Source organism: Tabrizicola soli (assembly GCF_015999335.1).
Lineage (GTDB): Bacteria > Pseudomonadota > Alphaproteobacteria > Rhodobacterales > Rhodobacteraceae > Tabrizicola > Tabrizicola soli.
Genome location: NZ_JAEACP010000025.1, coordinates 48,475 through 66,560, shown reverse-complemented (window position 1 = coordinate 66,560; position 18,086 = coordinate 48,475). Strand labels below are relative to the sequence as shown.

Genomic DNA, 18,086 nt, shown 5'->3' with positions numbered 1-18,086 from the left:
ACGGTGAAGACCTCGGACGCGAAGAAGGTGCTGACGATCCGCACCGCGACCTTCGACGCCGCCGGCAAGGGCGGCTCGGCCCCGGTCGAGACGGTCTCGGCCTCCGTCGACGGCAGCCTGTCCTCCTGGGTCGAGGACAGGGTCGCCTCCTCCGACCGGCCCGAGCTGACCTCGGCCGGGATCGTGGTCTCGGGCGGCCGTGGGGTCGGCTCGCAGGCCGACTTCGCGCTGATCGAGAAGCTGGCCGACAAGCTGAACGCCGCCGTGGGTGCGTCCCGCGCGGCGGTGGACTCGGGCTACGCGCCGAACGACTGGCAGGTCGGCCAGACCGGCAAGGTCGTGGCGCCCGAGCTTTACGTCGCCGTCGGCATCTCGGGCGCGATCCAGCATCTCGCCGGGATGAAGGACTCCAAGGTCATCGTCGCCATCAACAAGGACGAAGAGGCCCCGATCTTCCAGGTCGCAGACTACGGCCTCGTCGCCGACCTCTTCACCGCAGTGCCGGAAATGATCGAAAAACTCTGACCCGTAGGTGGGTGAGTCACACACCCTACGCCCGAAACAAGGATACGGGGGTCGCGTCAGGCGGCCCCCGTTGCCATTTCCATCACACCCGGCATCCTCCCGTCACCCGGTTGCTGCCCTCTCATGGCAAGGGCAGGCAGAGGGTGGTTAGCCGAATGGCTGAATTCGGGCGATTGGCTAAAGCTCTGGCAGTTTCCCCGTCCTTGCGCGGGACGCATCGGCCGGGCATAACCGGGGCAGCAGCGGAGGTGAGGCGATGGAGATCAGGCTGGTGGGCGTTGTGGGCGCCGGGCAGATGGGGAACGGGATCGCCCATGTTTTCGCGCTGGCGGGCTATGAGGTGCTGCTGAACGACATCTCGGAGGAGGGCCTGGCGAAGGCCCTGGCCACGATCGACCGGAACATCGAGCGCCAGGTCGCGCGCGGCAAGGTCCTGCCCGCGGACAAGCGCGCGGCGCTGGAGCGGATCCGCACCACGCTGAAGCTCTCCGACCTGGGCCAGTGCGACCTGATCATCGAGGCCGCGACCGAGCGCGAAACGGTGAAGCAGGCGATCTTCGAGGATCTGCTGCCGCATCTGAAGCCGACGACGATCCTGACCTCGAACACCTCGTCGATCTCGATCACGCGGCTGGCCAGCCGCACCGACCGGCCGGAGAAGTTCATGGGCTTCCACTTCATGAACCCGGTCCCGGTGATGCAGCTCGTGGAGCTGATCCGGGGAATCGCGACGGACCAGGAGACCTGGGACACCCTGCACGAAGTGGTGAACCGCTTGGGCAAGACTGCCGCCAGCGCCGAGGATTTCCCGGCCTTCATCGTGAACCGCATCCTGATGCCGATGATCAACGAGGCGGTCTATACGCTGTATGAGGGCGTGGGCTCGGTGAAGTCGATCGACGAGTCGCTGAAGCTGGGCGCGAACCACCCGATGGGGCCCTTGGAACTGGCGGATTTCATCGGGCTGGACACCTGCCTCGCCATCATGAACGTGCTGCACGAGGGGCTGGCGGACACCAAGTACCGGCCCTGCCCCTTGCTGACCAAGTACGTCGAGGCCGGCTGGCTGGGCCGCAAGACCCAGCGCGGGTTCTACGATTACCGGGGCGAGGTGCCGGTGCCGACGCGGTAGGCCGGCACAGCGGGCCTGAAAATTTTCGGCGAAAATTTTCAGGCTTTCTCCGCCAAAGCCAGCGTATGCTCGCGCAGCCAGGCCAGGAAGCCCCTCGGGTTGCCCTCCCAGTTCTTCAGTTCCGATGCCGGGATCGGCGCGCCGATCACCGGGCGCGTCGGCTTGAAGAGGCAGCGCTTGATTTCATAAAGCAGCAGCCCCTGCCGCAGCGTGTCGCTCAGCTGGTTGGCGATCTGGAAGGCGCGGGAGTTCTGGCCGGGGAAATAGACCGGCAGGATCGTTGCCCCGGTGGACCGCACGATCTTGTGGGTGAAGACGTTCCACTCGCCCTCGACCGCCGGGCCCCACCAGCCGGGGCTCATCGCGACCTTGCCGGCCGGGAACAGGATGATCACCCCCCCGGCCTTCAGATGGGCCAGGGTTTCCTCCCGCATCTGCAGGCCAAGCTCGCGGGCGTTGTCCTCGTGCGGGAAGGGCACGGGGATCATGAACTCCTCGACTTCCGGGATCCCGGTCAGGAGCGAGCGGGTCAGGATCTTGAAATCCGACCGGACGCGCGTGACCATCTCGGCCAGCACCATGCCGTCCACCAGGCCCGAGGGGTGGTTCGAGACCACGACCAGCGGCCCGGTCGCCGGGATGCGGGCGATCTCCTCGGGCGGGGTCTCGATGCGGATGCCCATGTGGCGGATCGCCTTGGGCCAGAAGGGCGCGCCGAAGGGGGCGCCGGATTTCTCGAAGCTGCGGATCAGCCGCAGAAGCTGGACCTTGGCCGTCGCCCATTCGATCGCGCGGATCGTCCCGGCCTTGAACGGATTCTTGAACGTGCCGGCATAGCTGAGCCGCCGCATGTCATACGGGCGGTCGGCCCGATCCACCGCAGATCGCGGCGAGTCGGTGGCAATCTGGCTATGGTCGGTCACGAAACGGCTATCCCCGGAGGCGCCGCGACAGAGTCGCGGCATCATCGCTCAATAGTCCTCTCCGAACCGGGCCGCAACAAGGGCCTCCAGCGCATCGGCGAGTTTCACCGCCTCGGCGCCCGAGGTCGTGACGTCGATCGTCGTCCCGCGTGAGGCGCCCAGCATCAGCAGGCCCATGATCGAATCGCCCGAGACCTCCATCCCGTCGCGGGCGACCGAGGCCTGGGCATCGTGGGATTCGACCACTTCGACGAATTTCGCGCTGGCCCGGGCATGCAGGCCTTTTTCGTTCACGATACGGAAAGTGCGCATCATGTCAGGCCCCACCGCCAAGATCGAGTGCGTTGATGTATTTGCGGCCCGCGTCCAGAGCGGCCGCCACCGCTTCGGGAACGGGCATGTCGCGCGACTTGGCCAGCTTGATCAGCATCGGCAGGTTCGCGCCGTAAAGGATGCGGCGGCCCGTGGTGGCGCAGGCCGGCAGCGACAGGTTGGAAGGCGAGCCGCCGAACATGTCGGTGACCAGCACCACGCCCTGCCCGGTATCGACGGCATTGGCGGCGTCGCAGATCTCGGCCTGTTTGGCCACGCGGTCGTGGTCATCCTCGATCGCGATCGCGCGGACGCCGTCCTGCTTGCCGACCACATGCTCGACCGCCGAGAGATATTCCCGCGCCAGACCGCCATGTGCCACGATCACGATACCGATCACGCGCCTGCCACCCTCATTGCCTCGGACTGCGCGACTGCGCCCCTGCGTTCCAGTTCCCGGTGACGTTTTGACACCGCCCAGCCCTTTTCTGCAAGCGCATTGGCCATCATTTCGGTGACGGCGACCGAACGGTGTTGCCCTCCGGTACAGCCGAAACCGATGGTCAGATGCGCCTTGCCCTCATCGAGATGCGCCGGAAGCAGAAACAGCAGCAGGTCCCGCAACCGCTGGAAGAACTCGGCAAAGCGCGGGTCGCTGCGGACATAGGCGGCCACCTGCGGATCGCGCCCGTCCAGCGGGCTCAGCTCGGTCACCCAGTGCGGATTCGCCAGGAAGCGGCAGTCGAAGATCATGTCCACGCCGCGCGGGATCCCGCGCTTGTAGCTGAAGGACTGGACCGAGACCGACAGCCGCCCCGACGGCATGATGTCGAACAGGGCGGCAAGATCGGCCTTCAGGTCGTGCTGGGTCAGGTCGGTCGTGTCGATCAGGTGATCGGCACGGGCGCGGATCGGGGCAAGCAGGTCGAGCTCGCGCTCCACCCCCTGCGCCGGGGTGTCGGACGGGGCAAGCGGATGGCGGCGGCGGGTTTCCGAGAAGCGCTGGATCAGGACCCCCGGCGCACAGTCCAGATACAGGATCTCCAGCGCGACGCGGGGATTGCGGGTCAGGCGGTCGATCAGCTCGATCAGGGCGGTGGCGTTGAAGTCGCGGTTGCGCACGTCGAGGCCCAGCGAGATCGGCCGGCCCAGCGGCGAGCCTTCGATCAGCCGCGGGACCAGCGACAGCGGGATATTGTCGATCCCTTCATAGCCAAGATCCTCGAGCACGCGGATGGCCGTCGTCCGCCCGGCGCCAGAGGGTCCGGTGACGAGGATCAGACGGTGATCGGGTTCGGGCATCATCCTTCGGTCCGTTGCAGGGTCAGGCCTGCCGTCCCTGCTGAAGATAAAGCATCAGGGCAGCGGTGAAATGGTCATTCGGCACCTGCAGCACAAGCTCGGCCTCGCATCCCAGGATTGTGATGCTGCGCCGGGGCGGCAGGCGGTGCTCCTCGACCTGGCCCAGGTCCGCGACCAGCACGATCCCGGCCTCGTCCAGCGGCGGCGCACGCAGAAGGCCCACCCCCCGCGCCTCGATCAGGCCCTTGAGGGGAGCCGGGCAACGGGCGACCAGGCGGCCCGCCTCCACCGCGACCTCGGTCCGGTCATCGGCCACCAGCCTTGCGCCAAGCGCCATCAGCCGCAGCGCCAGCGCCGACTTGCCCGAGCCGGAAGGCCCCAGGATCAGCAGTCCGCGCCCGTCCAGCGCGACACAGCTGGCATGGAGGACCTCGCTCACACCGGCAGGCCGACGACAAACCGCGCGCCCAGCGGCTCCGAGGCCGGATCGGCGGCGGTGGGGCGGATGTTCTCGGCCCAGATCACCCCGCCATGCGCCTCGACGATCTGTTTCGAGATCGCAAGGCCAAGACCCGAATGTTTGCCGAACTCGGCCTGCGGGCGTTCCGAGTAGAACCGCTTGAACACTTTGGTCAGGGCCTGTTCCGGGATGCCGGGGCCGGTATCCTCGACCACGACCAGCACCCGGTTCTCGCGCCGTCGCGCCCAGACGCGGACAGCGTCGCCGTCGTCGCAGAAGGAAATGGCGTTGGTGACGAGATTCACGAAGACCTGCGCCAGCCGCGCCTCGAGCCCGTGGATCGCAATCGGGTCGGCGGGCAGGTCGATGATGAAATCCACCCCCTTCTCGCCCGCCTGCTGGCTTAGATACTGGCAAAGGTTCGAGAGGGTTTTCAGCAGGTTGAACTCCTCCTCCTCCTCCTTCACCAGCTCGCTGTCCAGCCGCGAGGCGTTGGAGATGTCGCTGACCAGCCGGTCCAGGCGGCGGACGTCATGCTCGATCACGTCCAGGAGCTTTTCCCGCTGCTCCTCTTTCCTGACAAAGCGCAGCGAACCCACGGCCGAGCGCAGGCTGGCCAGCGGGTTCTTGATCTCATGCGCCACGTCGGCCGCGAACTGCTCGTTGGCGTCGATCCGGTCATACAGCGCCGAGACCATGCCCCGCATGGCGACCGAAAGCCGCCCGATCTCGTCCGGCCGCGCCGCAAGGTCGGGGATCCGCACCCGGGACGGCGCCACCCGGCGGGTGTCGCGGTCGCGCCCCAGTTCGGCCGCCGCGGCAAGGTCGGAAAGCGGGTTCGAGATGGTCGAAGCCAGCATCAGGCTCAGCCCGATCGAGACCACGAGCGCGATCAGGAACACCTGCAGGATCTGCTCGCGCTCATAGCGCACCAGCCGGTCGATCTCGACCGAGTTCGAGGTCAGCGCCACCGCCCCCACCACATCGCCGCCCACCCGGATCGGCGTCGCGACCGAGAAGAACAGGCTGCCCTCGCTGTCGCGGGTGATGTGGCTGACGCTGTCGCCTTTCAGCGCGCCCCTGACCGCACCTTCGGCCTTGTGCACCGCATCGATGGTCTCGGTGCGGATGCTGCTGCCCTGACGCAGGACCAGGGTGACGGCGTTCCAGACGCCCTCCAGGAAATCGGTCAGGATCGTGGGCTTTGCCGGATCGACGACCAGCGTCTCGGTTCCCTGCCCCACCTTCGAGGCCAGAAGCCGCCCGGTCGGATCGAAGACAAAGATCTCGACCACCGGGTCGACCTTGATCTCCTCCAGAGCCATCCGGAAGTCGAAGCCGGTGCTGCCGGGGCGCAGCTGGCTCTCGTAGACCTTGGCGATCAGCTCGGCCTGGCGGGTCATGCCCTGCTGGCGCTGCAAGGCCAGGCTGTCGCGGAACGGGTTCATGAACAGGACGCCGATCACCAGCATGACCAGCGCCATCAGGTTGAAGACAACGATCTTGCGCGCCAGCGGCGAGCGGTTCAGCGCCACGATGCTGCGCCCGTTGCGCCCTTCCTTCAGCCTCTCGACCGTGGCGTCGGGCGAGACCCAGTCCTCGCCCAAGAGTACATCGCCCGAGCGTTTCGGTCGGTAAACCTCAGTACTGGCGATCCTTTGGGCCGAGGTCATGGGCGCTGTCCGCGTCACTCTTCGTTGTAGCGGTAGCCGATGCCGTAAAGCGTCTCGATCGCGGTGAAGGTGTCGTCCACCGAGCGCATCTTCTTGCGCAGGCGCTTGATATGGCTGTCGATGGTGCGGTCGTCGACATAGACCTGATCGTCATAGGCCACGTCCATCAGCTGGTCGCGGCTTTTCACGAAGCCCGGCCGCTGCGCCAGCGCCTGCAACAGCAGGAACTCGGTCACGGTCAGCGACACCTCGCGCCCCTTCCAGGTCACCGAATGGCGCAAGGGATCCATCCGCAGCGCCCCGCGCTCCATCATCCGGGTTTCCTCGGTGGCCGCCGCCTCGCCGGTGCTGATCGCCTCTTGCCGGCGCAGAAGCGCGCGGATCCGTTCCACCAGCAGGCGCTGGCTGAAGGGCTTCTTGACGTAGTCGTCCGCGCCCATCCGCAGGCCCAGGACCTCGTCGATCTCGTCGTCTTTCGACGTCAGGAAGATCACCGGGATCGAGGTCTTCTGCCGCATCCGCTGCAGCAGGTCCATGCCGTCCATCCGGGGCATCTTGATATCCAGAACCGCCATGTCCGGCATGCGGCGGTTGAATGCCTCCAGTGCCGACTGGCCGTCGTTATAGGTCTCGACCTCGAAGCCTTCGGCCTCAAGGGTCATGGCGACCGACGTGAGAATGTTCCTGTCGTCGTCCACGAGGGCGATGCGCGACATCTTCGAACCTCCCGGTAACTGCTGCTGCCTTATGTATTTTCGTCGGATTGTTGGGGCGGCGGGTCGGATAATCAACAGGAAAGCGAATCAGCCGCGCACAAGACCGCGCAAGGGTGACAAATTCGCCGCCATCCCCCGCGCCGCCGGAAAGCTTTCCGGGTTGGTGGCGCTAACCCCGGAATGATTGCGCTAACGCGTTGAAAACGTGCTGTTCTACAAAGGAACCATCATGGTATAGCGCCGTTACGGACAGGCCCCACCATGGCTTGTCCGAGGCATCCCCCAGGCCCGGATGCCGTTGAACGAACCGCCGCCGCAATTACGCCGCGGCCCCTCGGAGCTAGCAGGATGACCCAGGAAACCACCGTCGGACGCGTGAATCCCGACCAGACTCTCTCGCACCAAGGCATCAAGGGTGTGGCGGTCGCCCACTACAACTATGTCGAGGCGGCGCTGGTCGAGGCGGCGGTCGCACGGGGCGAAGGTCGCCTGGGCCTGGGCGGCGCCTTCCTCTGCTCGACGGGGCAGTTCACCGGACGCTCGCCCAAGGACAAGTTCGTGGTCCGCACCCCCAGCACCGAAAACACGATTTGGTGGGAAAACAACGCGCCGATGACGCCCGAGGCCTTCGCCACCCTGAAGGCCGACATGCTGGAGCATGTGAAGGGACGCGAGCTCTTCGTGCAGGACCTCTACGCCGGGGCCGATCCCGCGCACCGGCTGGACGTGCGCGTGGTGACGGAACTGGCCTGGCACGGCCTCTTCATCCGCCACCTGCTGCGCCGCCCCTCGCGCGAGGAACTGGACGGGTTCACCCCGGAATGGACGATCATCAACGTCCCCTCGTTCAAAGCCGACCCGGCCCGGCACGGCTGCCGCACCGACACGGTGATCGCGCTGAACTTCGACGAAAAGACCATTCTGATCGGCAACACCGCCTATGCCGGCGAGAACAAGAAATCGGTCTTCACCATCCTGAACTACATCCTGCCCGGCAAGAACGTGATGGCCATGCATTGCAGCGCCAACCACGCCATCGGCCAGCCCGAGGATTCGGCGGTGTTCTTCGGGCTCTCCGGCACCGGCAAGACCACGCTCTCTGCGTCGCCCGACCGCACGCTGATCGGCGATGACGAACACGGCTGGTCCGACGACGGCGTCTTCAACTTCGAGGGCGGCTGCTACGCCAAGACCATCGACCTGTCGGCCGAGGCCGAGCCCGAGATCTATGCCACCACGCACCGCTTCGGCACCGTGGTGGAGAACATGGTCTACGACCCCGAGACCCTGGTCCTCGACTTCTCCGACCGCAGCCTGACCGAGAACACCCGCTGCGCCTATCCTCTGGACGCCATCTCGAACGCCAGCGCCACCGGCCTCGGCGGCCATCCCCGCCACGTGGTGATGCTGACCTGCGATGCCTTCGGCGTCCTGCCTCCGATCGCCCGGCTGTCGCCGGCGCAGGCGATGTACCACTTCCTTTCCGGCTTCACCTCCAAGGCCGCCGGGACCGAGCGCGGGATCACCGAGCCGCAGCCCACCTTCTCCACCTGCTTCGGCGCCCCCTTCATGCCGCGCCGGCCCGAGGTCTATGGCAAGCTCCTGCAGGAGAAGATCCTGCAGCACGGCGCGACCTGCTGGCTGGTCAACACCGGCTGGACCGGCGGGGCCTATGGCACCGGCAAGCGGATGCCGATCAAGGCGACGCGGGCGCTCCTCTCGGCGGCGCTGGACGGCTCGCTGAACACGGTCACCTTCCGCAAGGACAAGAACTTCGGCTTCGAGGTCCCGGTCGCGGTGCCGGGCGTCGATTCCGCGCTTCTCGACCCGCGCTCGACCTGGGCCGATCCGGCGGCCTATGACGCGCAGGCGGCAAAGCTGATCGGCATGTTCCAGAAGAACTTCGCCCAGTATGTGCCCTTCATCGACGCCGATGTGAAAGCCGCCGCCATCGGCTGACCCCTCCTCGTTCGACTGCGTCTCCTCGTCGGCCTGACGCCGGCGAGGAGTGCACGAAGTGCATCGACGAGCATTCCCCTGCCCTGATCAGCGCATCCAGCGCCGATACGCCTGGCGCGACCGAGAGGCCGGCGACCGGGGATTCGCCCCCATGGGTCCGGGATCCGGCGAAAGGCCCGACTTCCATCGCGACACATTCATTCGCGTCACGCCGCATCCGCGAAATCTTGTTGCGCTGCCGCCGCAAAGGCCCTACCTCTTCGCAAGCGCAGAATCCGTGGAGCTTTCCGATGCCGCATGATGGACAGGCCATGACCCAGACCCCGATCCTCTCCGATCTCCGCGCCCTGGCAAGCGCCGCCCTGCCCGAGGTCGAGACCCTGTTCACCCAGGCCCGCGACGGGCTGAAGGCCGGGGTCACGGTCGGCGGCAAGGTCTCGGCCACGGCGCTGGAGGAACGGCAGTTCCAGGCCCATGCGCTGGCCTGGCTGGCGACCTATGTCGAATCGCTGCGGCAGTTGTCGGCCTGGGCCGGCCGGCTGGACGAGGCTGGCCGGTTCGGCGGGATGGAGGCGCTGATCCTGCAGATCGGCTTCGGCGAATACCTCAGTCAGATCGCCGGCGGCATCCCGATGAGCCAGGGCGAGCTTGCCCGCCTCTCCGACCTGGGCCTTGTCTGGACCCCCGGCGAGGCTGCGGCCCGGCTGATGGCTTCCGGCAGCACGCCCGCGGCGCGGGCCGCCCTCGTGACGCTCATGCGCGACAACCACGGCCGCGCGACCTTCGGCGGCACGGGCCTCGACGAAGAGCTGGAAATGATCCGCGACCAGTTCCGCCGCTATGCCGACGAGAAGGTCATCCCCCGCGCGCATGACTGGCACCTCAAGGACGAGCTGATCCCGATGGAGGTGATCACCGAACTGGCCGAGATGGGCGTGTTCGGCCTGACCATCCCCGAGTCCCACGGCGGCTTCGGTCTCTCCAAGGCCAGCATGGTCGTCGTCTCCGAGGAACTCAGCCGCGGCTATATCGGGGTCGGCTCCCTCGGCACCCGCAGCGAGATCGCGGCCGAGTTGATCCTCTGTGGCGGCACCGACGAGCAGAAGGCGAAATGGCTGCCCGGCCTCGCCTCGGGCGCGATCCTGCCCACCGCCGTCTTCACCGAGCCCAACACCGGCTCGGACCTGGGCTCTCTGCGCACCCGGGCGCGAAAGGACGGCGAGGACTGGGTGATCACCGGCAACAAGACCTGGATCACCCATGCCGCGCGGACGCATGTGATGACGGTGCTCGCCCGAAGCGTCGAGGGCACCTCCGACTATCGCGGCCTTTCGATGTTCCTGGCCGAGAAGACCCCCGGCACGGATGAGACGCCCTTCGTCGATCCCGGCCTCTCCGGCGGCGAGATCGAGGTCCTGGGCTACCGCGGGATGAAGGAATACACCGTCAACTTCGACGATTTCCGCGTGAAGGGCGAGAACATCCTGGGCGGCATCGAGGGCCAGGGCTTCAAGCAGCTGATGCAGACCTTCGAGAGCGCCCGCATCCAGACCGCCGCCCGCGCGATCGGCGTGGCGCAGTCGGCGCTGGAAACCGGCATGCAATATGCCGAGGACCGCAAGCAGTTCGGCAAGTCGCTGATCGAATTCCCGCGCGTCTCGGGCAAGCTGGCGATGATGGCGGTCGAGATCATGGTCGCCCGCCAGCTCACCTATTTCTCCGCCTGGCAGAAGGACCACGACAAGCGCTGCGACCTCGAGGCCGGGATGGCCAAGCTCCTCGGCGCCCGCGTCGCCTGGGCGGCGGCCGACAATGCGCTGCAGATCCACGGCGGCAACGGCTTCGCGCTGGAATACCGGATCAGCCGCATCCTCTGCGACGCCCGCATCCTGAACATCTTCGAGGGCGCGGCCGAGATCCAGGCCCAGGTCATCGCCCGGCGCCTGCTGGAGTGACGGCCCCCGGGGCGGAGACCTGCTCCCCGCCGCGCGATGGGCGCGCTACGCCCAGCCGGGGATGCAACCGCCCCGCAATTGCCCAGGAGGACAGCAGCCCCACCGCCGCCGCAACGAAGATCCCCGGCAGCGGCGCCACCCACAGCACCAGCCAGGCGGCCCCCGGCGTCAGGATGCCCGAGACATCGCGGAAGCTGGAATAGACCGCCGACATCTCGGTCCGCTCGGAGGGCTTGACCGACATCAGGAAGGGCAGCCCGCCCACCGCATCCAGCATCACCAGGAAGCCCGAGGCCAGCATGACCAGCGCCACCGTGGCCCAGGGCAATGCCGAGACCAGGCCGGCCGCCAGGAACAGCAGCCCGCAGAGCCCGAAGGCCAGCCGGACCGAGCGGCGGACCGAAAGCCTCCGCGCCAGCCGGTTCAGCGCGGGCGCGGCGAAGAGCAGCGCGTTGGACACCGACAGCGCGATGCCGCCCACCTTGTCGCCCAGACCGGCCTCGATGCAGAAGATCGGCAGGTAGACGACATAGACCCACCAGCCGCAGCTGCGCATCACCGCGAAGGTCCAGCCCGCGATCAGGCGCGGCTGGCTGAAGAAGCGCCCCAGATAGCCCAGCGGATTGACCGTCGGCCGCTTGGCGCGGGCGATCTGCTTGCCATTGCCCAGCCGCAGGATCCAGAAACAGGTCATCTGCAGCAGCGAGAAGCCCCCGGCCACGAGGAAGGGCAGCGCATGCCACTGGTGGTACAGCCAGACCCCCGCCATCGGCCCGATCGTCCAGGCCCCCGCCGCATAGGCCATCTGCACCGACTGGCTCCGGCCCAGGTTCGCGCGGTCGACATAATCCAGGACATAGGCGTTCAGGCAGACGAAGATCGTCACCGTCGCCATGGCGTTGCAGATCAGCGCCAGCGGCACCGACCAGACCGTCCCGATCGCGCCAAGCCCGTTGCCGACAAGATACAGCGCCACGCCCGCGCTATAGGCCCAGCGCCGCGGGATCCTGCGGGTGGCCCAGGGCACCATCAGCCCCCAGACCAGCGCCACGATCCCCGCGATGAAGAACGCGACCGAGGTCGATTGCGCATCTCCCAGCGCGTCGTAGACCACCAGCGGCATGGTCGAGACCAGCGTCCCGCGGATCGTCGCGTCCAGCCCGGCCAGAAGCGCGAAATGCTCGATCCGGGGGGTGGGGGAATGCTTCAGCGCCAGGGGCAGGTAACGGTTGGCCATGCGGCGAGTTCGACGGCGGAAGCCGGGTTCCGTCTGTCACGCCCGCGACATCCGGTGTCGCATCACGCCGGTCGCGCCAGAAGGTCCAGCAGCCTCGCCCGCGCCTCGGGCAAGAGCCGGTCGCCCAGCACGGGCCGCAACCCCCGGTCCAGGAAATGCCCGGTCAGCCGCAGCCCCTGCGCCACCGCCCCGGGCGGCAAGGCGGCCTCGCCCGCCAGCCCCTCGGGCAAGGGAAGGAGCCGGTCCGCCCAATCCCCCGCCCCGGCCCTCGTGACCGCGCGGCCGGTCCGCGGGCTGACATAGGCCAGGCCCTCCGTCGCCCCCGTCACCGCGCAAGCGCCCAGGTCCAGACCGAAGCCCAGTTCGTCCAGCAGCAGCAGCTCCCAGCGCAGATAGGCCGAGGTCCACCCCTCGCCCCCCAGAAGGTCCAGGAGCCCCCGCGTCGCGGTCCAGAGACGTGGATGCGGCTCGCGCTCCGGCAGGGCGGCATGCAAGAGCGCGCAGACGGACAAGAGCCCCGCCAGCGCCAGCCGGTCGCCCAGAAGATGCGCCCGGCTCTGCAACGGCTCGACGGTAAAGGCCCCCAGCTGGTCCTGCAGTCGCGCCCGCCAGTCCAGCATGAGCCCGGATCCCGGCTGCAACGCCGCCGCCATCCGGCGCGAAGCCCCGCCCCGCACCACGCCCATATGCCGCCCATGCGCCGCCGTCAGCACCTCGATGATGGCCGAAGTCTCGCCATGCGGCCGCATCGACAGAAGGATCCCTTGGTCGCGCCAGTCCATGCCGGGACTATCCCGCGCCGCCGCCGGGGGCGCAACTCAATCCGACAACCCGTCCTGATCCAGGAGCGTCCGCCCCTGCCGGTCCTCCAGCTCGATCACCCAGAGGTCGGGGTCCCGCGCCCGCGTCCGCGCCAGCAGCGCGTCCACCTCCCGCTCCTCGCCCTCGGCCAGCAGGATCCAGGCCCGTGCCCCGCTCAGGATGTCCGACCGGCGCTCGAAGGCCCGCGCCGTCCCGTCCAGCAGCGCCACCTTCACCACCACCGCCCCCGCTTCTGCATCGCCCTTCGCGGTGACATAGGCCGGGATATCCGCCAGCCGCAGCCGCGTGAGGTAGGCCGAGACCCAGAGCCCCGCCGCCAGCCGCGCCGTCATGCAGCTTCCTCTTGGCAAAAATACTCCCGCCGGAGGCCCCGCCATGACAATCCACGCCAAGGGTGCAGGACCGGACCAAATTCCTTCAAAGGAATTTTCCCGAATTCTTCAAGGAATTCGGCGCCCTCAGGCATCCCCGTCCTTGAAATCCAGCCCCATCTCGGAATAGCGCTCGGGCTCGTCCAGCCAGTTCGGCCGCACCTTCACCTGCAGGAACAGGTGCACCGTCCGCCCCAGGAACTCGGAAATCTCCGCCCGCGCCGCCTGGCCGATGGCCTTGATCGTCTCGCCCCGGTTGCCCAGCACGATCCCCTTGTGCCCGTCCCGCGCGACATAGACGATCTGGTCGATCCGGGTGGTGCCGTCAGGCTTGTCCTCCCATTTCTCGGTCTCGACCGTGAGTTGGTAGGGCAATTCCTCATGCAGGCGCAGCGTCAGCTTCTCGCGCGTCATCTCGGCCGCGATCATCCGCATCGGCAGGTCGGCGATCTGGTCCTCGGGATAGAACCAGGGCCCCTCCGGCAGCTCGGCGGCCAGCCATTCCCGCAGGTCCTGCACCCCGTGGCCGCGCTCGGCGCTGATCATGAAGGTCCTGGCGAAGGGAAACGCCTTGTTCGCCTCCTCGGCCAGCGCCAGCAGGGTCTCGGCCTTCACCCGGTCGATCTTGTTGATCGCCAGCGCCACCGGCTTGCCCCTGGGCATCTCGTCCTTCAGCCGCCCGATGATCGCCTGCGCGCCCTCGGTCAACCCGCGATGCGCCTCGATCAGAAGGACGATGATGTCGGCATCCGAGGCCCCGCCCCAGGCCGCCTTGACCATGCTGCGATCCAGCCGCCGCCGTGGCCGGAAGATGCCCGGCGTATCGACGAAGACGATCTGGCTCTCGCCCTCCATGCACACGCCCCGGATCCGCGTCCGCGTCGTCTGCACCTTGTGCGTGACGATGGAGACCTTCGCCCCCACCATCCGGTTCAGAAGCGTGGACTTGCCGGCATTCGGCTCTCCGATCAGGGCGACGAAGCCCGCGCGCGTGGTCATGGGGTGGCTACCTTTCCTTGTCCGACCCATAGGCGAAAGCGGCACGGAAGACCAGTTCACATTCCGTCCGGGAAAGAAGCAGACCTCCTCGAGCACTTCGTGCACTCGTCGGCGGCATCCTTGCGAGGAGTGCACGAAGTGCCCGACGAGCCGTCGCCTAAAGGCCCGCGCCTTCCATCCGCTCCAGCAGCATCCGCGCCGCGGCCTGTTCCGCCACCCGCTTCGACCCTGCCGCCGCCTCGGCCGAGGCGCCATTTGCCAGCGTGACCCGGACCGTGAACATCGGCGCATGATCCGGGCCCGAGCGGCCCGCCTCCTCATAGGCCGGCGGCGGCATCGCCCTTGCCTGGGCCCATTCCTGCAGCGCGGTCTTGGCGTCGCGGGCATCCGGCTCCACCCGGGCGATCCGGTCGCCCCACAGCCGCAGGACCAGCGCCCTCGCCGCCTCGAAGCCCGCATCCTGGTAGACCGAGGCGATCACCGCCTCCATCGCATCGCCCAGAAGCGCCTCTTTCCGCCGCCCGCCGGTCAGCATCTCGGAGCGGCCCAGCTTCAGCACATCGCCCAGCCCGATCTCGCGCGCGACGGCGGCGCAGGTCTCCTTGCGCACCAGCGCGTTGAAGCGCGGCGCGAGCTGCCCCTCGCGCGCGCCGGGATCGGCAGCCAGCAGGGCCTCGGCCATCACCAGACCCAGCACCCGGTCGCCCAGGAATTCCAGCCGTTGGTTGTCCGGCCGCGTCGCCGTCCCGATCGAGGCATGGGTGACCGCCCGCGTCAGAAGGTCCGGCTTGCGGAACTGGTGTCCGAGCCGGCCCTGGAAGGCCAGGAGTTCGGCCGAAAGCCTCACTCGATCGCCTTGAAGAAACGGTCGGACCGCCAGGTCCAGAAATACACCATCCGCGACCCGGCCGAGGAGAAGATCACCCGGTCCGCCCGGCCGATCAGGTATTCCGCCGGCAGCATCCCCACCCCACCGGCACGGGGGTCGTAGCGGCTGTCGGTCGAATTGTCGCGGTTGTCGCCCATGAAGAAGTAATGCCCCTCGGGCACGGTGAAGACCGGCGTGTCGTCGCCCGGACCATTGTCGCGGATGTTCAGGATGTTGTGCTTCTGGCCCTCGGGCAGGGTCTCGACGAAGCGGCTTTTCGTGCAGGTCCCGCCCGCCCCCACCGCGCCGTTCTCGCATTGCGGGATGTTGCGCATCGGGCCCTGCGGCTCATAGACCTCCTGGAAGGTCCCGGCCGGCTCCTGCGGCGCGGCGACGCCGTTGATATACAGCACCCCCGCCTTCATCTGGATCTTGTCGCCCGGCAGGCCGATCAGCCGCTTGATGTAATCGGTCCCCGCGACCGGATGGCGGAAGACCACCACATCGCCCCGCTCGGGCTCGGAGGCGAGGATGCGGCCCGAGAACGGGCACATCGCGAAGGGGCAGGAATATTTCGAATAGCCATAGGCCATCTTGTTGACGAAGAGGAAGTCGCCGATCAACAGCGTGTCCTTCATCGATTCCGACGGGATCCAGAACGGCTGGAAGAACAGGGTGCGGAACACGCCCGCGATCACCAGGGCCCAGAATACCGTCCTGATCGTCTCGAGGATCCCGCCGTCGGCCTTGCCGGATTTTGCCATGATGCCCTGCCTTGCGATAACCGCCGCTACATGCGCGGCGAGGGAGACGGTGTCAAGGACAGCGGCCGGGCCTCGATCACCACGAAGGCCTGCGCCCAGGGGTGGTCGTCGGTCAGCGTCACATGGATCACCGCCTCGTGTCCCGCAGGCGTCATCGCCCGCAGCCGGTCGGCCGCCCAGCCCGTGACATGCATCACCGGCTGGCCCGAGCGCAGGTTCGTCACCGCCATGTCCTTCCAGGAAATCCCCATCCGCAACCCGGTGCCCAGGGCCTTGGAACAGGCCTCCTTCGCGGCCCAGCGCTTGGCATAGGTCGCGGCGATGGCGCGCTTTCGGCCTTCGGCCTTGCGTTGCTCGGCTTCGGTGAACACCCTGTCGCGGAAACGGTCGCCGTGACGCGCCAGGACACCCTCGATCCGCTCGATGTTCGCGAGATCCGTGCCGATCCCCAGGATCACCACCAGCCTCCCCGCGCAACGCCGATTTCCGATCCGGAAATCGTCTCGGAATTCGTCACGAATTCCGGCGCCCCCGCCGTCACAGCACCGGCCCGCGCGCCAGGTCCATCCGCCGCCGCATCTCCTCGATCGCAGGACCGAGGCCGCGGAAGATCGCCTCGCCCACGAGGAAGTGACCGATGTTCAGCTCCGCCAGTTCCGGGATCGCCGCGATCGGCTCCACATTGTCATAGGTCAGCCCGTGGCCGGCATGGACCTCCAGCCCCGCTTCGGCCGCCAGTTCCGCCCCCTTGCGCAGGGCCTCCAGCTCGCGCTCGGCCAGTTCGGCATGGCCCTCGGCCAGAAGGTCGGAATAAAGCCCGGTGTGCAGCTCGACCACCGCCGCCCCGATCCGGGCGCTGGCCTCGATCTGGCGGGGATCATGGCCGATGAACATGCTGACCCTGGCCCCGGCCTCGCGCAGGGGCGCGATATAGTCGGTCAGGCGCGGAACATCGCCCGCGACGTCGAGGCCCCCCTCGGTCGTCCGCTCCTCGCGCTTTTCCGGCACCAGGCAGACGGCATGCGGCTTGTGCCGCAGCGCGATGGCCTGCATTTCAGCCGTGGCGGCACATTCGAAGTTCAGCGGAATCGAGATCGCCGCCATCAGCGCCTCTATATCGCCGTCGCGGATGTGGCGGCGGTCCTCGCGCAGATGCGCGGTGATCCCGTCGGCCCCCGCCGTCTCGGCCAGAAGGGCCGCGCGCAGCGGATCGGGCCAGGCCGAGCCGCGCGCATTGCGCACCGTCGCCACATGGTCGATGTTGACCCCCAGCCGAAGCCTGCCCATCGTCCTTGCCATCGCATGCTCTCCGTTCCTGTTCGGGTCAGGGGGTTCCCGGCCCGTCGTCATCCTCGGGCACGTCCTGCCCGTCCTCGCCCCGCCGCTTCAGCTTGGTCGCGGCCTCGGCCAGCTTGGCCCGGATCGCGCGCCGCCGCTCGCTGCGCTCATGCGCGGTGGCGGCGCGGGACTTCTGATAGGCCGCGACCAGCGGGATCGTGACGTAATAGGCCACGGCGCTGATCAGCAGGGCAGGTCCAAGCGCGCCGATGAAATAGGGCCAGTAGATCTCGTGCCAGAACTGGATCAGCCCGTCCCAGCGCGTGCGCTCCGGGCCGAAGATCGCAAGGAAGTTGTACCACAGGTCGGCGCCGGCATTGGCGAAGGCCTTGCCGATGTATTCCGCATTGAGCGGGGCCTCGATCCCCAGGATCCAGTGCCCCAGCGTCATCGCCAGGACCGCGAAGAACGGCGTCGTCACCGGATTGGTGTTGAAGGTGGCCAGGAGCGCGGCCAGCACATTGCCGCGCGCCAGCCGGGCCGCGCCCCAGGCGGCGACGAACTGCAGCCCCGGCAAGGGAAGGAATCCGATCACCGAACCGGCGAAGACCCCGCGCGCCACCCGGTGCGGCTGGTCGGGCAGGCGGCGCATCCGGTGGACGACATAGCGGATCGCCCGCTTGAAGCCGCCGCGCGGATAGACCTGCTCGCGCAGCCACGCGCCCCAGCCCAACGGTTCCCTGCGTTTGAAGACCACTTCCCTGCCTCTTCACCCGGGACCAGCCCGTCA

General features: G+C 67.7%; 20 protein-coding genes. 4 read left to right on the top strand and 16 right to left on the bottom strand.

Annotated elements, in window-relative coordinates; all coding sequences use genetic code 11:
• Positions 1-525: electron transfer flavoprotein subunit alpha/FixB family protein (locus I7S92_RS19980; RefSeq protein ID WP_197647275.1), on the top strand; the 525-nt coding region annotated here is incomplete at its 5' end.
• A 256-nt stretch (positions 526-781) separates the two neighbouring features.
• Entirely contained in the window at positions 782-1,657 is an 876-nt protein-coding gene (locus tag I7S92_RS19975) for a 3-hydroxybutyryl-CoA dehydrogenase (protein ID WP_197647274.1), read from the top strand.
• 38 nt (positions 1,658-1,695) lie between these two features.
• Here the strand turns inward: I7S92_RS19975 and I7S92_RS19970 are convergent, their stop codons facing one another.
• From I7S92_RS19970 to I7S92_RS19940, 7 genes are read right to left on the bottom strand one after another with little or no spacing between them, the layout of a single operon-like run.
• On the bottom strand, positions 1,696-2,580 hold the full coding sequence (locus I7S92_RS19970) for a lysophospholipid acyltransferase family protein (protein WP_287863216.1): 885 nt from the start codon (positions 2,578-2,580) through the stop codon (positions 1,696-1,698).
• Positions 2,581-2,628: 48 nt separating this feature from the next.
• Positions 2,629-2,895, bottom strand: coding sequence for an HPr family phosphocarrier protein (locus tag I7S92_RS19965; protein WP_197647272.1), 267 nt, complete (start codon positions 2,893-2,895; stop codon positions 2,629-2,631).
• Between the two features lies 1 nt (position 2,896).
• Entirely contained in the window at positions 2,897-3,292 is a 396-nt protein-coding gene (locus tag I7S92_RS19960; RefSeq protein WP_197647271.1) for a PTS sugar transporter subunit IIA, read from the bottom strand.
• The gene (gene rapZ / locus I7S92_RS19955; protein ID WP_386003576.1) at positions 3,289-4,197 is read right to left on the bottom strand and encodes an RNase adapter RapZ; all 909 of its coding nucleotides are present in this window, start codon (positions 4,195-4,197) and stop codon (positions 3,289-3,291) included. Before rapZ ends, I7S92_RS19960 begins: the two co-directional genes overlap by 4 nt.
• A 19-nt stretch (positions 4,198-4,216) precedes the next feature.
• Entirely contained in the window at positions 4,217-4,633 is a 417-nt protein-coding gene (locus I7S92_RS19950) for an HPr kinase/phosphorylase (RefSeq protein ID WP_197647269.1), read from the bottom strand.
• The gene (locus tag I7S92_RS19945) at positions 4,630-6,327 is read right to left on the bottom strand and encodes a sensor histidine kinase (RefSeq protein WP_197647268.1); all 1,698 of its coding nucleotides are present in this window, start codon (positions 6,325-6,327) and stop codon (positions 4,630-4,632) included. Before I7S92_RS19945 ends, I7S92_RS19950 begins: the two co-directional genes overlap by 4 nt.
• A gap of 14 nt (positions 6,328-6,341) precedes the next feature.
• Positions 6,342-7,043: a response regulator transcription factor gene (locus tag I7S92_RS19940; protein WP_197647267.1), complete on the bottom strand. Its 702-nt coding sequence runs from the start codon at positions 7,041-7,043 to the stop codon at positions 6,342-6,344.
• A 348-nt stretch (positions 7,044-7,391) separates the two neighbouring features.
• On the opposite strand from I7S92_RS19940, the gene I7S92_RS19935 reads away from it, so the two are divergent.
• Positions 7,392-9,002 (top strand): phosphoenolpyruvate carboxykinase, encoded by a 1,611-nt coding sequence (locus I7S92_RS19935; RefSeq protein WP_197647266.1) that lies wholly within the window; start codon positions 7,392-7,394, stop codon positions 9,000-9,002.
• Between the two features lie 290 nt (positions 9,003-9,292).
• The gene (locus I7S92_RS19930) at positions 9,293-10,957 is read left to right on the top strand and encodes an acyl-CoA dehydrogenase family protein (RefSeq protein WP_197647265.1); all 1,665 of its coding nucleotides are present in this window, start codon (positions 9,293-9,295) and stop codon (positions 10,955-10,957) included.
• Here I7S92_RS19930 and I7S92_RS19925 read toward each other — a convergent pair.
• The 9 genes from I7S92_RS19925 to I7S92_RS19885 form a co-directional block, all read right to left on the bottom strand.
• Positions 10,932-12,194: an MFS transporter gene (locus I7S92_RS19925; RefSeq protein ID WP_197647264.1), complete on the bottom strand. Its 1,263-nt coding sequence runs from the start codon at positions 12,192-12,194 to the stop codon at positions 10,932-10,934. The genes I7S92_RS19930 and I7S92_RS19925 overlap by 26 nt on opposite strands.
• 62 nt (positions 12,195-12,256) lie before the next feature.
• Positions 12,257-12,976 carry a DNA repair protein RecO gene (recO, locus tag I7S92_RS19920; RefSeq protein WP_197647263.1) on the bottom strand — a complete coding sequence of 240 codons (720 nt, stop codon included), beginning with the start codon at positions 12,974-12,976 and terminating at the stop codon, positions 12,257-12,259.
• A 36-nt stretch (positions 12,977-13,012) separates the two neighbouring features.
• Complete coding sequence (locus tag I7S92_RS19915) at positions 13,013-13,348, bottom strand: DUF1491 family protein (protein ID WP_197647262.1); 336 nt, start codon at positions 13,346-13,348, stop codon at positions 13,013-13,015.
• A 126-nt stretch (positions 13,349-13,474) separates the two neighbouring features.
• Complete coding sequence (gene era, locus I7S92_RS19910; RefSeq protein ID WP_197647261.1) at positions 13,475-14,386, bottom strand: GTPase Era; 912 nt, start codon at positions 14,384-14,386, stop codon at positions 13,475-13,477.
• 157 nt (positions 14,387-14,543) lie between these two features.
• Positions 14,544-15,233, bottom strand: a complete 690-nt coding sequence (gene rnc / locus I7S92_RS19905; RefSeq protein ID WP_197647260.1) for a ribonuclease III — start codon at positions 15,231-15,233, stop codon at positions 14,544-14,546.
• Positions 15,230-16,018 carry a signal peptidase I gene (lepB, locus tag I7S92_RS23255; RefSeq protein ID WP_197647259.1) on the bottom strand — a complete coding sequence of 263 codons (789 nt, stop codon included), beginning with the start codon at positions 16,016-16,018 and terminating at the stop codon, positions 15,230-15,232. Before lepB ends, rnc begins: the two co-directional genes overlap by 4 nt.
• 26 nt (positions 16,019-16,044) lie before the next feature.
• Positions 16,045-16,476 (bottom strand): holo-ACP synthase, encoded by a 432-nt coding sequence (acpS, locus tag I7S92_RS19895; RefSeq protein WP_197647258.1) that lies wholly within the window; start codon positions 16,474-16,476, stop codon positions 16,045-16,047.
• A gap of 79 nt (positions 16,477-16,555) precedes the next feature.
• Positions 16,556-17,317: a pyridoxine 5'-phosphate synthase gene (locus I7S92_RS19890; protein ID WP_242070302.1), complete on the bottom strand. Its 762-nt coding sequence runs from the start codon at positions 17,315-17,317 to the stop codon at positions 16,556-16,558.
• 25 nt (positions 17,318-17,342) lie between these two features.
• The gene (locus I7S92_RS19885) at positions 17,343-18,053 is read right to left on the bottom strand and encodes a DUF2062 domain-containing protein (protein WP_197647257.1); all 711 of its coding nucleotides are present in this window, start codon (positions 18,051-18,053) and stop codon (positions 17,343-17,345) included.
• Positions 18,054-18,086 lie beyond the last annotated feature (33 nt).

Excerpts from the sequence above, each read along its gene's own strand:
- I7S92_RS19975 (WP_197647274.1), top strand. The coding sequence starts at position 782 with ATGGAGATCAGGCTGGTGGGCGTTGTGGGCGCCGGGCAGATGGGGAAC.
- I7S92_RS19965 (WP_197647272.1), bottom strand. The coding sequence starts at position 2,895 with ATGATGCGCACTTTCCGTATCGTGAACGAAAAAGGCCTGCATGCCCGG.
- rapZ (WP_386003576.1), bottom strand. The coding sequence starts at position 4,197 with ATGATGCCCGAACCCGATCACCGTCTGATCCTCGTCACCGGACCCTCT.
- I7S92_RS19945 (WP_197647268.1), bottom strand. The coding sequence starts at position 6,327 with ATGACCTCGGCCCAAAGGATCGCCAGTACTGAGGTTTACCGACCGAAA.
- I7S92_RS19940 (WP_197647267.1), bottom strand. The coding sequence starts at position 7,043 with ATGTCGCGCATCGCCCTCGTGGACGACGACAGGAACATTCTCACGTCG.
- I7S92_RS19935 (WP_197647266.1), top strand. The coding sequence starts at position 7,392 with ATGACCCAGGAAACCACCGTCGGACGCGTGAATCCCGACCAGACTCTC.
- I7S92_RS19930 (WP_197647265.1), top strand. The coding sequence starts at position 9,293 with ATGCCGCATGATGGACAGGCCATGACCCAGACCCCGATCCTCTCCGAT.
- I7S92_RS19925 (WP_197647264.1), bottom strand. The coding sequence starts at position 12,194 with ATGGCCAACCGTTACCTGCCCCTGGCGCTGAAGCATTCCCCCACCCCC.
- recO (WP_197647263.1), bottom strand. The coding sequence starts at position 12,976 with ATGGACTGGCGCGACCAAGGGATCCTTCTGTCGATGCGGCCGCATGGC.
- I7S92_RS19915 (WP_197647262.1), bottom strand. The coding sequence starts at position 13,348 with ATGACGGCGCGGCTGGCGGCGGGGCTCTGGGTCTCGGCCTACCTCACG.
- era (WP_197647261.1), bottom strand. The coding sequence starts at position 14,386 with ATGACCACGCGCGCGGGCTTCGTCGCCCTGATCGGAGAGCCGAATGCC.
- lepB (WP_197647259.1), bottom strand. The coding sequence starts at position 16,018 with ATGGCAAAATCCGGCAAGGCCGACGGCGGGATCCTCGAGACGATCAGG.
- I7S92_RS19890 (WP_242070302.1), bottom strand. The coding sequence starts at position 17,317 with ATGGCAAGGACGATGGGCAGGCTTCGGCTGGGGGTCAACATCGACCAT.